Annotated in this window: 15 protein-coding genes; 11 read left to right on the top strand and 4 right to left on the bottom strand. The window is 55.1% G+C overall.

Features of this window, described 5'->3' with window-relative positions; all coding sequences use genetic code 11:
* Positions 1–74: 74 nt before the first annotated feature.
* Entirely contained in the window at positions 75–1,334 is a 1,260-nt protein-coding gene (gene fliB / locus ACW9E7_RS12215; protein ID WP_458727831.1) for a flagellin lysine-N-methylase, read from the bottom strand.
* An 8-nt stretch (positions 1,335–1,342) separates the two neighbouring features.
* Entirely contained in the window at positions 1,343–2,167 is an 825-nt protein-coding gene (locus ACW9E7_RS12220) for a flagellin N-terminal helical domain-containing protein (protein WP_111964862.1), read from the bottom strand.
* 401 nt (positions 2,168–2,568) lie between these two features.
* On the opposite strand from ACW9E7_RS12220, the gene fliD reads away from it, so the two are divergent.
* The 4 genes from fliD to amyA are packed head-to-tail and all read left to right on the top strand — an operon-like array spanning position 2,569 to position 6,338.
* A complete protein-coding gene (fliD, locus tag ACW9E7_RS12225) occupies positions 2,569–3,993 on the top strand; it encodes a flagellar filament capping protein FliD (RefSeq protein ID WP_133294722.1) in 1,425 nt (474 codons plus the stop codon).
* A 21-nt stretch (positions 3,994–4,014) separates the two neighbouring features.
* Positions 4,015–4,419 (top strand): flagellar export chaperone FliS, encoded by a 405-nt coding sequence (gene fliS, locus ACW9E7_RS12230; RefSeq protein ID WP_033145898.1) that lies wholly within the window; start codon positions 4,015–4,017, stop codon positions 4,417–4,419.
* Positions 4,420–4,424: 5 nt separating this feature from the next.
* Positions 4,425–4,799 carry a flagella biosynthesis regulatory protein FliT gene (fliT, locus tag ACW9E7_RS12235; RefSeq protein WP_033145899.1) on the top strand — a complete coding sequence of 125 codons (375 nt, stop codon included), beginning with the start codon at positions 4,425–4,427 and terminating at the stop codon, positions 4,797–4,799.
* A 51-nt stretch (positions 4,800–4,850) separates the two neighbouring features.
* Positions 4,851–6,338, top strand: a complete 1,488-nt coding sequence (gene amyA / locus ACW9E7_RS12240; RefSeq protein ID WP_458728393.1) for an alpha-amylase — start codon at positions 4,851–4,853, stop codon at positions 6,336–6,338.
* 102 nt (positions 6,339–6,440) lie between these two features.
* Here the strand turns inward: amyA and yedD are convergent, their stop codons facing one another.
* A complete protein-coding gene (yedD, locus tag ACW9E7_RS12245) occupies positions 6,441–6,854 on the bottom strand; it encodes a lipoprotein YedD (protein WP_115875725.1) in 414 nt (137 codons plus the stop codon).
* 74 nt (positions 6,855–6,928) lie between these two features.
* Positions 6,929–7,243, bottom strand: a complete 315-nt coding sequence (gene fliE / locus ACW9E7_RS12250; RefSeq protein ID WP_008500329.1) for a flagellar hook-basal body complex protein FliE — start codon at positions 7,241–7,243, stop codon at positions 6,929–6,931.
* 228 nt (positions 7,244–7,471) lie between these two features.
* Between fliE and fliF the strand changes: the two genes are divergently transcribed.
* The 7 genes from fliF (at position 7,472) to fliL (ending at position 14,483) form a co-directional block, all read left to right on the top strand.
* The gene (fliF, locus tag ACW9E7_RS12255; RefSeq protein WP_133294723.1) at positions 7,472–9,151 is read left to right on the top strand and encodes a flagellar basal-body MS-ring/collar protein FliF; all 1,680 of its coding nucleotides are present in this window, start codon (positions 7,472–7,474) and stop codon (positions 9,149–9,151) included.
* Positions 9,144–10,142 carry a flagellar motor switch protein FliG gene (gene fliG, locus ACW9E7_RS12260; RefSeq protein ID WP_059346984.1) on the top strand — a complete coding sequence of 333 codons (999 nt, stop codon included), beginning with the start codon at positions 9,144–9,146 and terminating at the stop codon, positions 10,140–10,142. Before fliF ends, fliG begins: the two co-directional genes overlap by 8 nt.
* A complete protein-coding gene (fliH, locus tag ACW9E7_RS12265) occupies positions 10,135–10,842 on the top strand; it encodes a flagellar assembly protein FliH (RefSeq protein WP_111964865.1) in 708 nt (235 codons plus the stop codon). The genes fliG and fliH overlap by 8 nt, the downstream gene beginning before the upstream one ends.
* Complete coding sequence (gene fliI, locus ACW9E7_RS12270; RefSeq protein WP_023336182.1) at positions 10,842–12,212, top strand: flagellar protein export ATPase FliI; 1,371 nt, start codon at positions 10,842–10,844, stop codon at positions 12,210–12,212. The genes fliH and fliI overlap by 1 nt, the downstream gene beginning before the upstream one ends.
* Positions 12,213–12,233: 21 nt before the next feature.
* Positions 12,234–12,677 (top strand): flagellar export protein FliJ, encoded by a 444-nt coding sequence (gene fliJ / locus ACW9E7_RS12275; protein ID WP_023312304.1) that lies wholly within the window; start codon positions 12,234–12,236, stop codon positions 12,675–12,677.
* Positions 12,674–13,906, top strand: coding sequence for a flagellar hook length control protein FliK (gene fliK, locus ACW9E7_RS12280; RefSeq protein WP_115875728.1), 1,233 nt, complete (start codon positions 12,674–12,676; stop codon positions 13,904–13,906). The genes fliJ and fliK overlap by 4 nt, the downstream gene beginning before the upstream one ends.
* A gap of 106 nt (positions 13,907–14,012) precedes the next feature.
* Positions 14,013–14,483: a flagellar basal body-associated protein FliL gene (fliL, locus tag ACW9E7_RS12285; protein ID WP_023312306.1), complete on the top strand. Its 471-nt coding sequence runs from the start codon at positions 14,013–14,015 to the stop codon at positions 14,481–14,483.
* Positions 14,484–14,487: the final 4 nt, after the last annotated feature.

Below are 14,487 nucleotides of genomic sequence, written 5' to 3' on the forward strand. Positions count from 1 at the left end.
CGTTCAATTGGATGAAAAAGGGGGATAAAGTGAGGTTATTCTGAGGTTGCCCACAACAGGGGCAACTTTTCTGCCTAAATTAACAGTTGTAACAATGAAAGATCGTCGCCCAGTTTGACGTTATCTATATGTTGATGAAAGAGCTTTCCTGCTTCCTGATTATGCTGGCTAAGGGAGTGGAAGCTGTAAATAACATCAATGATATTATCTTGTTCAATTTTCCCCGCCACGAGTGCCTGACCGGCAAGTAACGTTTTAAGGAAATAGAACTCCGCAACGATTAAATAAAGGTTATTCAACATGCTGCGGCCGTTGTTCTGCGGGAAGCCCTGCTCCCACAGTTTGTATTTAAAAAAGTTCTTGAATAAATGGTCATTGGTCGCCAGATAACTGCCCGCCAAATCGCGCCAGACGGACTCGATGTTTTCCATGACCTTCTCTGCCGGCACGCTGTCACCCGCAGACTCAAATTGTTGATAAAGCTGGGTAAAATAACTGTTTAATACCGCACCGCCGCGGGCTGTTACTTTCTTCGTGAAGTAGCTCTGGATGAGCGAAATTAACGCGAACTTCAGGCTGTAGTTCTGATTAAAGCCGCCTAATTCCGTTTTGATTTTACCGCTCACCAGTTCGTTAACCAGTGAGAAATAGACCGTTTCGAGCGTGCCGATATTCTCTGCGATATTATCGAGCTTTTCCGCCACCATGAGGAGTTTCACTACGGCGTAAACCTGTTCTTCAACGCTGACGCCCTCAACGCTGAAAATATTCTGGCAGAAGAGATTGATGACCTTGGCCTTCAAATCAATCATCGGCGCATTATTGATGTCCTGCTGAACAATGACAGATTCCATCAACGACATAGACTCCCGATCGTTCAACAGAAGTCGGGTCACTTCCGGACACGACAGGTTCAGCGATTTTTCGATTTCATTTTTATAGACCCGGCTTGTCCGTGGAAATGTCGAACAGGTTGGGCTTAAGGCCTGGACGCCCATGGCGCCATGAACAGAACAGAGTTTTTCCGTATCCATAAACGGGCAGTTTTTACTTTCCGTATGGAAAATCACTTCACCCCAGTGGTCATAGTTTTTTTTGGTGACTTTTATCGCCGTTTTCGCCGTCTGACGAATAGCGGCATTTTTACTGTTCAGATAGCGATTAACGGAGGATTTATCAAACGCGATGGTCCAGCCCTGACAACAATGTTCACGGCATTCCCCACCGACACATGAAAAATCTGCGACCAGCTTTGGTTGAGTGACACTGATTTGTTTCACAGGCGGATTCTCAAATAGCAGAGATAAAAAAACCCCGCCGAAGCGGGGTTTCACGCGTAAAATTAACGCAGCAGAGACAGAACGGTCTGTGGAACCTGGTTTGCCTGAGACAGAACAGAAGTACCAGCCTGCTGCAGGATCTGCGCGCGGGACATGTTGGAAACTTCAGTTGCGTAGTCAGCGTCCTGGATACGGGACTGAGCAGCAGACAGGTTGTTAGAGGTGTTGTTCAGGTTGTTGATTGCAGAAGTGAAACGGTTCTGCACAGCACCCAGGCCAGAACGTGCTTTATCAACTTTAGCGATAGCTGCGTCGATGGTGCCCAGGTCGGTAGCAGTCATAGTTTTCAGGTCGATAGCGTTCACGCCCAGAGTGGTGGTGTCAGCTTTAGCACCGCTCAGGTCCAGATCGATGGTGTCGCCGTCGTTAACGCCAACCTGAATTTTAACTACGCCAGCAGTACCAGCAGTGCCGTCCAGCAGTTTGATGCCGTTGAAGTCAGTTTTGCCCGCAACGCGGTTGATTTCAGCCAGACGAGCGGTAACTTCATCCTGCAGAGAAGCCAGGTCAGAGGTGCTGTTGGTGCCGTTGCTTGCCTGAACAGCCAGCTCACGAACGCGCTGCAGGTTGTTGTTGATTTCGTTCAGAGAGCCTTCAGCAGTCTGCGCCATGGAGATACCGTCGTTGGCGTTACGTGCTGCCTGGTTCATACCTTTAATCTGAGCGGTCATGCGGTTTGCAATCGCCTGGCCAGCAGCATCGTCTTTCGCGCTGTTAATACGCAGACCGGAAGACAGACGCTCGATAGCAGTGCCCAGAGAAGACTGAGATTTGTTCAGGTTGTTCTGAGTGGTCAGGGACAACAGGTTAGTATTGATAACTGCCATAATTTTCTTTCCTTCAAAAATTGGGTTTTAGGTCCGGTGCCTAACACTCACAGCGTCTCTCACCGTCAACAAGGTTATCGACGGGTCCCCAAAAGACTTTAGAATCAATTTTGAAAAAATTACAACCAATTGATTATTAAGGGTTTTATTTTTAAAAAATCAATTAAGGTCCAACAGAGCGTTATTATTTATGCTTTTTTAACGCGCAAAGAGATGACAAAAAAGGCACACACTTATTCGTGTTTTCAAAGCGCAGATAATGATCCTAAAGTGCAATCCTTTCATTTACCCCGCCAGGACGCGTCTATTCTTTGGATTATTTTTTTCTCACCATCGTAAACTTTTACGTTGAGAGGCCGATAAGAGTCCTGAACTACTTTCGTATTTTAAGGAAAATATGCATGGCTACTATCAGTAACCTCGGGATAGGTTCTGCAGGACTCGGGGATTTATATAATCAGTTGGATGCAGCAGAAAGAACCAAGCTGACGACGATTACTTCCCAGCAATCAACGTATAACGCGCAGTTAAGCGCTTACGGCAAGCTGCAGAGCGCCATGACATCGCTGCAGACCGCGACCGCTGCGCTGGGTAAAGCAACCACCTGGAACTCAACGTCCGTTAGCAGTACCAATACGGCCTTTACCGCCACGACAACGGCTGACGCATCTGTCGGTTCCTTTGTTGTAAACGTCAACCAGGTTGCCAAGGCACAGGCACTCACTACCGGCTCCTATGCAAACAACACTGATCTGCTGGGCGATACGACAGGTACAACGCGCAAAATCACCATCACCCAGCCGGGCACGAAAACGCCTTTAGAGGTCACCCTGGCGGATGGCGATACGTCTCTGGCCGGGATCGCGAGCGCCATTAATAAAGCGAACGGCAACGTCACCGCCAGCGTCATTAAAGCGAAAGACGGTGATTATCGCCTGATGCTGTCATCTAAAACCACCGGTACGGATGGTGCGATGACGGTAAGCGTCACTGGCGACGCCAAGCTGCAAAGCGCCATTGGCTACGATTCCGCCACCAAAACGGGCGCGCTGACGGTGAACACCGACGCGCAGAACGCGATTGTGGTAGTGAACAACATCTCCATCGAGCGCCAGTCGAATACCATTACCGATGCCCTGCCTGGCGTGACTTTCTCGCTGAAAGCAGAAAGCAAGGCAGATGAAACATTAGAGGTGACTCGCGCAACGGATGCTAACCAGAAAGCGATCACGGACTGGGTCACGGCGTATAACTCGCTGCAGTCCACCATTAACAGCCTGACGAAATATGTTCCGGTTGATGCTGGCTCCGGCAGCCAGTCAGCCAGCAACGGGGCACTTGTTGGTGATGCGAACGTGCGCGGGATCCAGTCTCAGCTGCGCGGTCTGCTGACCGAAGTGCAGAGCGGCTCGGTACAGATCATGGCCCAGCTGGGAATTACCCAGGACCCGGTAAAAGGTTCTGACGGTACCGTCGGTAACCTGAAAGTCGATACCGATAAGCTGAAAAAAGCGCTGACCGATAACCCGAACGCCGTACAGCAGTATTTTGTCGGTGACGGAAAGAAAACCGGTATGGCCACCCAGATGAACAACACGCTGACCACCATGCTCAGCACCAGTACCGGCAGCGCCGGGGTGATCCAGAACGCGAAAGACGGGATCAACAAAACGCTAAAAACGCTGGGTGAGCGTTACGATGCTATGGAAGCCACTATTGATGCCACCATGGCGCGTTACAAAACCCAGTTCACCAGTCTGGACGTATTAGTCACCAAAATGACCAATACAGCCAACTACCTGACCCAACAGTTCTCACAAAAGTAGTCGTAGCCTTCAGGAGTGGATATGTATAAGACCTCTGGTGTTCAATCCTATCAGCAGATAGGAGTCGAAAGTGCAGTCATGAATGCCAGTCCACACCAGCTGATTGTCATGTTATTCGACGGGGCGCATAGCGCCCTTGTTCGCGCGCGTTTGTTCATGGAAGCCGGACAAATTCGTGAGAAAGGCGAAGCGTTAACGAAAGCCATCAACATCATCGACAACGGTTTAAAAGCAGGACTGAACATGGAGGTTGAGAGCGAGTTGTCCGGTAATCTTGCCTCCTTGTACGAATATATGGTTCGACGTTTGTTGCTGGCGAATGTCAGTAACGACGTAGACGCAATTGTTGAAGTCGAGGGTTTATTAAACAACATTGCGGATGCGTGGAAGCAAATCGGCCCCAATGCGTCCTCTATTTCAGGATAATTTTGATGAATAATCCCAGCGCAGCGCTTAGCCACTGGCAGGCGTTACATGCTCAGAGCATTGCTATGCTCAATCTCGCACATTCTGGTCAATGGGATGCGCTTATCGAGCAGGAAATGCATTACGTTCAACTGGTGGAAAAAATTTCGCAAACGCCCATCATGTCATGCCCTCCGGCTCAGGTTGAGCAAGCGCGTGCGCTGCTGGAAATGATCCTTGAAAATGAGAATGCGCTAAAGGCTCTGCTGAAAGTCCGGATGGACGAACTGCGTAATCTGATTGATCAAACCGGTAAACAGCAATCCATCACGTCTACCTATGGAAAGCTGTCCGGGAATATTCTTTATCCAGAAAGTTTGACCCGCGACACACAACTATGATTTCTTCATCCATACTCCAGAAGTCTGCCAATGGCTTCTGGAGCAAGGATGATGAAAAACCCCACCCTGTTACAATGTTTTCACTGGTACTACCCTGCTGGCGGTGAATTGTGGCGAGAGGTCACGGCGTTAGCTCCCAATCTTAACGAAATCGGCATCAACATGATCTGGCTGCCGCCCGCCTGTAAAGGGGCATCCGGCGGGTATTCTGTCGGCTATGACACCTATGACCTGTTCGACCTTGGCGAGTTTGACCAGAAAGGCAGTATCGCCACGAAATATGGCGACAAAGCACAGCTGCTGGAGGCCATTGATGCCCTCAAGAGCAACGACATTGCCGTGCTGCTGGACGTGGTGGTCAACCACAAAATGGGCGCCGATGAAAAAGAGCCCGTGCGCGTTCAGCGCGTGAACGAGCAGGACCGCACGCAAATCGATGACGAGGTCATCGAGTGTGAAGCCTGGACCCGCTACACCTTCCCTGCCCGCGCCGGGCAGTATTCCCAGTTCATCTGGGACTACAAATGCTTCAGCGGCGTAGACCATATTGAAAATCCCGATGAAGACGGCATCTTTAAAATCGTCAACGACTACACCGGCGAAGGCTGGAACGATCAGGTTGATGATGAGATGGGTAACTTCGATTATCTGATGGGCGAAAATATCGACTTTCGCAATCACGCCGTGACCGAGGAGATCAAATACTGGGCCCGCTGGGTCATGGAACAGACGGGCTGCGACGGTTTTCGTCTGGACGCCGTCAAGCATATTCCCGCCTGGTTCTACAAAGAGTGGATTGAGCACGTCCAGGAAGTTGCCGACCAGCCGCTGTTTATCGTGGCGGAGTACTGGTCCCATGAGGTGGATAAACTTCAGGCCTATATTGACCAGGTCGCAGGCAAAACCATGCTGTTTGATGCCCCCCTGCAGATGAAATTCCACGAGGCGTCACGTCAGGGCCGGGATTATGACATGAGCCAAATCTTCACCGGCACCCTGGTAGAAGCCGATCCGTTCCATGCGGTCACCCTCGTCGCGAACCATGACACTCAGCCTTTGCAGGCGCTGGAAGCACCGGTCGAAGCCTGGTTTAAGCCGCTGGCCTACGCGCTGATCCTGCTGCGGGAAAATGGCGTGCCGAGCGTCTTTTATCCGGATCTCTTCGGCGCCAGCTATGACGACGCGGGAGGAGACGGTGAAACGTACCATATTGATATGCCGGTGATTGAGCAGCTTCACGAGCTGATTCTCGCGCGCCAGCGTTTTGCCCACGGCGTGCAAACGCTGTTTTTCGACCATCCAAACTGCATCGCCTTCAGCCGCAGCGGCACGGAAGACGATCCCGGCTGCGTGGTGGTGATGTCGAACGGGGATGACGGCGAGAAGGTGATTTGTCTTGGGGAAAACTACGGCAACAAAACGTGGCGGGATTTTCTCGGCAATCGCGAAGAAACCATCACCACGGCGGCGGATGGCGAAGGGACGTTTACATGCAAAGGCGGAAGCGTGAGCGTGTGGGTAATAGAGGATGCGTTGTAAAACGGGAAACGTGCGGCCTGATGCCCTCACCCCGTCCCTCTCCGACAGGGAGAGGGCGCAAACACCAAAAACGGCAACGATGTTGCCGTTTTGCTTTTACCCTTAGGGCAGCTTACTCTCCAGCGGATTCTTGCTCAGGTAGTCGGCACACTCAACCGTTGGGCGATCGACCTTCTGCAGCTCCAGCCCGTCGTACTCAAGCGTCGAGCCATCGCGCTCCAGCGGATAGATATCCAGCTTACGCGTCACGTTGTAATAACTGTCTGAACGCAGCATGATTTTACCCGGAACGGCAATCACGCGCTGCCACTGACGGCAGTCCAGCGTATCGCCCTCCTCCGTCACCACCAGCGTGGCAATCGCCTTCGGGCTGACCATGTTGCTCTGTGGCCCTTTCGACTGCCAGTATCCCGCCAGCTGCGCCGGGACAGGATGCTTGATCACGTCTTTATAATTATCGACCTGAACGCACCCGGTCAGTGCCAGCAGCGCGCCAGCAATTGCTATTTTTTTCATCATCTTTCCTGCATTCGAAGAAAAAAATATTGTGGCATTAAAGCGCTGCGGCTGCCAGCGGAGATCGACAGGTCTTAAACCTGCATCCCCATGACTTCCTGATAGGCCGACACCAGTTTATTACGCACCTGGATCCCCATCTGCAGGGAAACCGAGGCTTTTTGCAAATCGGTCATCACATCATTCAACGCCACGCCCGGCTCGCCGAGGGTGAACTTCTCGGCCTGAGTGCGCGCAGCGGTCTGGGTATCACTGATACGGTCAAGAGCGGCATGCAGTTGCCCTGCGAAGCTGATGCTCGGCTGCTGATCTGCCACATTCTGATTACGGGCCGTCATTGCCGTTGCCTGCAGCTGACTGATTACCCCTTCAATGCCCTGTATAGCCATGACTCTCCCCTGGATGGTTTTTTACGCGGTCAAGACTAACAGCTTGTCAATAAGATAATGGCGGTAAATAGCATGAAAAAACCAGGTTATTTGACGCATAGAAAATCACGAATCATCAAATAATGGCAGGGCCATCAATATGGAACTTTTGTCGTGTTTGCCGACCCGGGAGTCAGTTTTGTTTCTCTACACGAATAACGTAAACCACCAGGATTTAAGAGGTGCGCAATGAGTGCAACAGCATCGACAGCGCCGCAGAATAAATCACTCGAGTGGATGAACCGCCTTCGCGCGAATCCTAAAATCCCGTTGATCGTGGCAGGCGCTGCCGCAATTGCGATCCTTGTAGCGATGGTCCTGTGGGCGAAAAGCCCTGATTACCGGACGCTCTACAGCAATCTTTCCGATCAGGATGGCGGCGCCATCGTCACCCAGCTTACCCAGATGAACATCCCTTATCGCTTTGCCGATAATGGCGGTGCGCTTGAGGTACCGGCAGATAAGGTGCACGAACTGCGTCTGCGTCTGGCTCAGCAGGGGCTGCCGAAAGGCGGCGCGGTGGGCTTTGAGCTGCTGGATCAGGAAAAATTCGGTATCAGCCAGTTCAGCGAGCAGGTGAACTACCAGCGCGCGCTGGAAGGTGAACTGGCCCGCACCATTGAAACATTAGGCCCGGTGAAGAGTGCCCGCGTGCATCTGGCGATGCCTAAGCCTTCCTTATTTGTCCGCGAACAGAAATCACCTTCGGCTTCCGTGACCGTGAACCTCGAACCCGGCCGTGCGCTGGACGAAGGGCAAATCAGCGCGGTGACGCACCTCGTCTCCAGCGCCGTGGCCGGTCTGCCGCCGGGTAACGTGACGCTGGTTGACCAGAGCGGTCACCTGCTGACGCAATCCAATACCGCCGGTCGCGATCTGAATGACGCGCAGCTGAAATATGCCGCCGATGTCGAAAGCCGTCTCCAGCGTCGTATCGAAGCGATCCTGGGCCCGGTAGTGGGCAACAGCAACGTGCACGCGCAGGTAACCGCCCAGATCGACTTCGCGAATAAAGAACAAACTGAAGAACAATACAGCCCGAACGGCGATGCGGCTCAGGCGGTGATGCGTTCGCGCCAGATCAACACCAGCGAGCAGATTGGCGGTGCAAACCCGGGCGGCGTGCCGGGCGCACTGTCTAACCAGCCTGCCCCGGCTAACGCGGCGCCGATCTCTACGCCGCCGGCTAATCAGCAGAACGGTCAGCAGACTAACCAGCAGACCACCTCAACGGCGAATAACAGCGGCCCACGAAACACCAGCCGTAATGAAACCACGAACTACGAAGTGGATAGAACGATTCGCCACACTAAGCTGAACGTGGGCGATATTCAGCGTCTTTCCGTTGCGGTGGTGGTGAACTACAAAACGCTGGCGGATGGCAAACCGTTGCCGTTGACCGCCGAGCAGATGAAGCAGATTGAAAACCTGACCCGCGAAGCGATGGGTTACTCCGAGAAGCGCGGCGATACCCTCAACGTGGTGAACTCACCGTTCAACTCGGTTGACGAGACCGGCGGTGAACTGCCGTTCTGGCAACAGCAGGCGTTTATCGATCAGCTGATGTCCGCAGGACGCTGGCTGCTGGTGCTGATTGTCGCGTGGCTGCTGTGGCGTAAGGGCGTTCGTCCGCAGCTCCAGCGCCGTGCTGAAGCCGAAAAAGCGGCTCGCGAGCAGATGAATGCGCGTCAGGAAACGGAAGAAGCGGTTGAAGTGCGCCTCAGCAAAGATGAACAGATGCAGCAGCGTCGTGCTAACCAGCGCATGGGCGCTGAGGTCATGAGCCAGCGCATTCGCGAAATGTCAGATAATGATCCGCGCGTCGTGGCGCTGGTCATCCGCCAGTGGATGGGTAACGAACATGAGTAATACGCTTACGGGCACCGATAAAAGCGTCATCCTGCTGATGACCATTGGCGAAGATCGCGCGGCAGAGGTGTTTAAACACCTCTCCCAGCGAGAAGTGCAAATTCTCAGTGCGGCCATGGCCAACGTGCGTCAGATCTCCAACAAGCAGCTGACCGAAGTGCTGGCAGAGTTTGAACAGGAAGCCGAACAGTTTGCCGCGCTGAACGTCAACGCCAACGACTACCTCCGTTCCGTGCTGGTCAAGGCGCTGGGCGAAGAGCGTGCCTCCAGCCTGCTGGAAGACATTCTGGAAACCCGCGATACCGCAAGCGGTATCGAAACACTCAACTTTATGGAACCGCAGAGTGCCGCCGACCTTATTCGCGACGAGCACCCGCAGATTATCGCCACCATCCTTGTCCACCTCAAACGTGGTCAGGCGGCCGATATTCTGGCGCTGTTCGAAGAGCGTCTGCGTCACGATGTGATGCTGCGTATCGCCACCTTCGGCGGCGTCCAGCCGGCCGCATTGGCGGAGCTGACCGAGGTGCTGAACAACCTGCTCGACGGTCAGAACCTCAAGCGCAGCAAAATGGGCGGCGTGAGAACGGCGGCGGAAATCATCAACCTGATGAAAACGCAGCAGGAAGAGGCCGTCATTACGGCGGTTCGCGAATTCGACGGCGAGCTGGCACAGAAAATCATCGACGAGATGTTCCTGTTCGAAAACCTCGTCGAAGTGGACGATCGCAGCATCCAGCGCCTGCTCCAGGAAGTGGATTCCGAGTCGCTGCTTATCGCCCTCAAAGGCGCCGAGCAGCCGCTGCGCGAGAAGTTCCTGCGCAACATGTCTCAGCGCGCGGCCGATATCCTGCGCGACGACCTTGCCAACCGCGGCCCGGTTCGTCTTTCTCAGGTGGAAAACGAACAGAAAGCCATTCTGCTTATTGTTCGTCGTCTGGCGGAAACCGGCGAGATGGTGATTGGCAGCGGAGACGACACCTATGTCTAATGAGCTGCCGTGGAAACGCTGGACGCCGGACGATCTGGCTCCTCCCCTCTCCGAGTTCACGCCAGCCGTGATACCGACCGAGGAGCTTGACCCGGACGTCGAGCAGCCCGAGCTGAGCGAAGAAGAGCAGCAAGCTCAAATGCTGGCTCAGCTGCAAATGCAGGCGCACGAGCAGGGTTACAATGCCGGTCTGAACGAAGGCCGGCAGAAAGGCCACGAGCAGGGATATCAGGAAGGTCTGGCGAAAGGGTTAGAGCATGGTATCGATCAGGCGCGCCAGCAGCAGGCGCCGATCCATGCCCGCATGCAGCAGCTGGTCAGCGAGTTCCAGCACACTCTTGACGCGCTGGACAGCGTGATTGCCTCACGACTGATGCAGATGGCGCTGGAAGCCGCGCGTCAGGTGATCGGCCAGACGCCCGTGGTGGATAACACCGCACTTATCAAACAAATTCAGGGTCTGCTTCAGCAGGAGCCGCTGTTCAGCGGGAAACCTCAGCTGCGCGTCCATCCGGACGATCTACAGCGCGTGGAAGAGAGCCTGGGCGCGACGCTGAACCTGCACGGCTGGCGTCTGCGCGGCGACCCGTCGTTACATCACGGCGGCTGCAAAGTCTCTGCCGATGAAGGCGACCTGGATGCCAGCGTTGCTACCCGCTGGCAGGAACTGTGCCGCCTGGCGGCACCGGGAGTCGTCTGATGACCGCTCGCCTCACCCGCTGGCTCACCACGCTCGACAACTTTGAGACGAAGATGGCGCAACTGCCATCTGTTCGTCGTTATGGACGACTCACGCGCGCCACCGGGCTGGTTCTCGAAGCCACCGGCCTCCAGCTGCCGCTGGGTGCGACCTGCGTGATTGAGCGTCAGGATGGTCTGGAAACGCGCGAAGTTGAAAGCGAAGTGGTCGGGTTTAACGGCCAACGCCTGTTCCTGATGCCGCTTGAAGAGGTGGAAGGCATTCTGCCCGGCGCGCGCGTCTATGCCAAAAACATTTCTGGCGATGGGCTGCAAAGTGGGAAACAGCTGCCGCTTGGCCCTGCCCTGCTGGGCCGCGTGCTGGACGGCAGCGGTAAACCGCTCGACGGCCTTCCCTCCCCGGACACCACCGAAACCGGTGCGCTGATCACCCAACCGTTCAACCCCCTGCAGCGTACCCCTATCGAGCATGTACTTGACACCGGCGTGCGCCCGATTAACGCCCTGCTCACCGTGGGACGTGGACAACGTATGGGCCTGTTCGCCGGGTCTGGCGTGGGTAAATCCGTTCTGCTCGGCATGATGGCGCGCTATACCCAGGCCGATGTGATCGTCGTGGGGCTGATTGGCGAACGTGGTCGTGAAGTAAAAGACTTTATTGAAAACATTCTGGGTGCGGAAGGCCGTGCCCGCTCGGTGGTAATTGCCGCGCCGGCGGACGTGTCGCCGCTGCTGCGTATGCAGGGTGCCGCGTACGCCACCCGCATCGCCGAAGATTTTCGTGACCGCGGCAAGCACGTGCTGCTGATCATGGATTCCCTGACCCGTTACGCGATGGCGCAGCGTGAAATCGCGCTGGCCATCGGTGAGCCACCGGCGACCAAAGGCTACCCGCCTTCGGTATTCGCCAAACTTCCTGCGCTGGTGGAACGCGCGGGGAACGGCATCAGCGGCGGCGGCTCCATCACCGCGTTCTACACGGTTCTGACGGAAGGCGATGACCAGCAGGACCCGATTGCCGACTCCGCGCGCGCAATTCTTGACGGTCACATTGTGCTGTCGCGTCGTCTGGCCGAAGCTGGACACTATCCGGCCATTGATATTGAAGCGTCTATCAGCCGCGCAATGACGGCGCTGATTACCGAGAAGCACTACGCTCGCGTGCGTAACTTCAAACAACTGCTTTCCAGCTTCCAGCGCAACCGCGATCTGGTCAGCGTGGGGGCGTATGCCAAAGGCAGCGACCCGATGCTCGACAAGGCGATTAGCCTGTGGCCGCAGCTGGAAGCATTTTTGCAACAAGGCATTTTTGAACGCGCCGACTGGGAAGATTCAATTCAGGCACTGGAGCTGATTTTCCCGCAGGTGTAACACAGGTGGAGGGCGAAGGTCATGGCGCAAAACAGCGCGTTATCAACGCTGAAAGATCTGGCTGAAAAAGAAGTTGATGATGCCGCATTGCAGCTTGGCGCAATGCGACGCGGGTGCCAGCAGGCTGAAGAACAGTTGAAGATGTTAATCGACTATCAGCATGAATATCGCACCAACCTCAATACCGATATGACACAGGGCATTGGAAGCCAGCGTTGGATTAACTATCAGCAGTTTATCCAGACGCTGGAGAAGGCGATAGATCAGCATCGCCAGCAGCTTAACCAGTGGACCCAGAAAGTCGATACCGCGCTGAATTTCTGGCGCGAGAAGAAGCAGCGGCTGCAGGCCTGGCAGACTTTACAGGACCGACAGATCGCGGCAACGACCCTGGCGGAAAACCGTCTGGATCAGAAGAAAATGGATGAGTTTGCCCAGCGCGCATCAATGAGGAAACCGGAATGATCACACTGCAACAACTGCTGATGAGCGACAGCGACCTGTCAGGCGGCACGCAAACAGGGAAAGGCACCGACGGTGCTCAGGACTTTCTCTCTCTGCTGGCGGGCGCCCTGTCGGACGCAACGGGCAAGGGCAAAGATGCGCCGCTGACCCTGGCTGACCTGAAAGCCGCCGGCAGTAAACTGTCAAAAGTGGCCCAGGACGCAAAAGGTGATACCACCCTGCAGGCCAAAATTGCCGACCTGCTCTCGCGCCAGACGGCGCTGAATGGCGATGAAACGTCGCCCGTCACGTCGCTTGATACGCTGGTTTCCGGGCTGGTGCCGCTGTCTAAGGGCGACGCGCTGAAGACGCTCAATGCGGCGAACAGCAAAGATGACGGTAAAAGCGAGCTGAGCGAAGAAGAACTGGCCGGATTAAGCGCCCTGATGGCGATGCTGCCTCACCAGCAAACTACCGCCTCTCGCGCGGCAGGCAGTGAGGGCGTTTCCGCCACCTCAACGCTGAGTTCCGCGACGCTTTCGCAAAACGGTGTGGGCCAGCCGTCCCTGAACGCGTCCGCGGGAAGCCACGATAAAGCGCAGAGTTCTACGCCTTATCAGAGCCAGGCGAAAACCAACGAACCCGCTCTGTCGGGCAACGTGCCTGCTACACCGGCCGTGGCCGCAGCAGCAGAGAAGCAGGAGCTCGCCAGTTCGTCCTCCTCATCATCACCAACGGCCACCCTGGCACCGATTATGTCCAGCCATACGACCAGCCAGACGGCCGCTACCGTTGCCACCGCGCCGGTGTTAAGCCAGCCTCTGGGAACCCACGAGTGGCAGCAGTCTCTGAGCCAGCACATCACCCTGTTCACTAAGCAGGGCCAGCAGACGGCAGAGCTGCGCCTGCACCCGGAAGATCTGGGTCAGGTGCAAATTTCGCTTAAGCTGGATGATAACCAGGCGCAGTTACAGATGGTCTCAGCGCACAGCCATGTTCGTGCAGCGCTGGAAGCCGCGCTGCCGGTACTGCGGACCTCACTGGCGGAAAACGGCATTCAGCTTGCACAGAGTAGCGTCAGCAGCGAGAGCTTCGCCGGGCAGCAGCAATCCTCATCCCAGCAGCAGCACCAGGCTTCGCGTTCCGGCAACACCGGCGGTTTTAATGAAGAGAGCGATGAGTTGCTGCCTGTTCCTTCCGCCCTGCAGTCCGCAGCGCGCGGTAACAGTGCCGTAGACATCTTCGCCTAAACGCCAGAGGTAGCGTGATTATCCCCGTCTTTTCCACGCTTTGACGACAGCAGGACACGGGATAATCACCTTATTAAGCTGTACCGAAACAGGAAGCTCGTATCAGATGACTGACTCCGCTATCACCAAAAAAAGTAAGCGTTCCATCTGGATCCCGCTGCTGGTGTTGATCACGCTCGCCGCCTGCGCTACCGCGGGCTATAGTTACTGGCGTATGCAGCAGGAACCGACCACCGCTGCGGCCAAAGCTGAAGCACCTCCTCCGCCGGCTCCAGTGTTCTTCCCGCTGGATACCTTCACCGTCAATCTCGGTGATGCGGATCGCGTGCTTTACGTTGGCATTACGCTGCGCCTGAAAGATGAAGCCACCCGTTCACGTCTGAACGATTACCTTCCTGAAGTGCGTAGCCGTCTGTTGCTGCTGTTCTCTCGTCAGGACGCTTCGGCGCTGGCCACCGATGTGGGTAAGCAAAAGCTGGTCGACGCTATTAAACAAACGCTGGCGACCCCGCTGGTAAACGGCCAACCTAAGCAGGAAGTCACTGACGTTCTGTATACAGCATTCATTCTGCGGTAACGAC

Source organism: Enterobacter sp. H2G27 (assembly GCF_054403075.1).

What these genes read in the sequence shown, in the direction of transcription:
- fliL (WP_023312306.1), top strand. Translation starts at nt 14,013, where the DNA reads ATGACTGACTCCGCTATCACCAAAAAAAGTAAGCGTTCCATCTGGATC.
- fliI (WP_023336182.1), top strand. Translation starts at nt 10,842, where the DNA reads ATGACCGCTCGCCTCACCCGCTGGCTCACCACGCTCGACAACTTTGAG.
- fliS (WP_033145898.1), top strand. Translation starts at nt 4,015, where the DNA reads ATGTATAAGACCTCTGGTGTTCAATCCTATCAGCAGATAGGAGTCGAA.
- ACW9E7_RS12220 (WP_111964862.1), bottom strand. Translation starts at nt 2,167, where the DNA reads ATGGCAGTTATCAATACTAACCTGTTGTCCCTGACCACTCAGAACAAC.
- fliE (WP_008500329.1), bottom strand. Translation starts at nt 7,243, where the DNA reads ATGGCTATACAGGGCATTGAAGGGGTAATCAGTCAGCTGCAGGCAACG.
- amyA (WP_458728393.1), top strand. Translation starts at nt 4,851, where the DNA reads ATGAAAAACCCCACCCTGTTACAATGTTTTCACTGGTACTACCCTGCT.
- yedD (WP_115875725.1), bottom strand. Translation starts at nt 6,854, where the DNA reads ATGAAAAAAATAGCAATTGCTGGCGCGCTGCTGGCACTGACCGGGTGC.
- fliK (WP_115875728.1), top strand. Translation starts at nt 12,674, where the DNA reads ATGATCACACTGCAACAACTGCTGATGAGCGACAGCGACCTGTCAGGC.
- fliT (WP_033145899.1), top strand. Translation starts at nt 4,425, where the DNA reads ATGAATAATCCCAGCGCAGCGCTTAGCCACTGGCAGGCGTTACATGCT.
- fliJ (WP_023312304.1), top strand. Translation starts at nt 12,234, where the DNA reads ATGGCGCAAAACAGCGCGTTATCAACGCTGAAAGATCTGGCTGAAAAA.
- fliD (WP_133294722.1), top strand. Translation starts at nt 2,569, where the DNA reads ATGGCTACTATCAGTAACCTCGGGATAGGTTCTGCAGGACTCGGGGAT.
- fliF (WP_133294723.1), top strand. Translation starts at nt 7,472, where the DNA reads ATGAGTGCAACAGCATCGACAGCGCCGCAGAATAAATCACTCGAGTGG.
- fliG (WP_059346984.1), top strand. Translation starts at nt 9,144, where the DNA reads ATGAGTAATACGCTTACGGGCACCGATAAAAGCGTCATCCTGCTGATG.
- fliH (WP_111964865.1), top strand. Translation starts at nt 10,135, where the DNA reads ATGTCTAATGAGCTGCCGTGGAAACGCTGGACGCCGGACGATCTGGCT.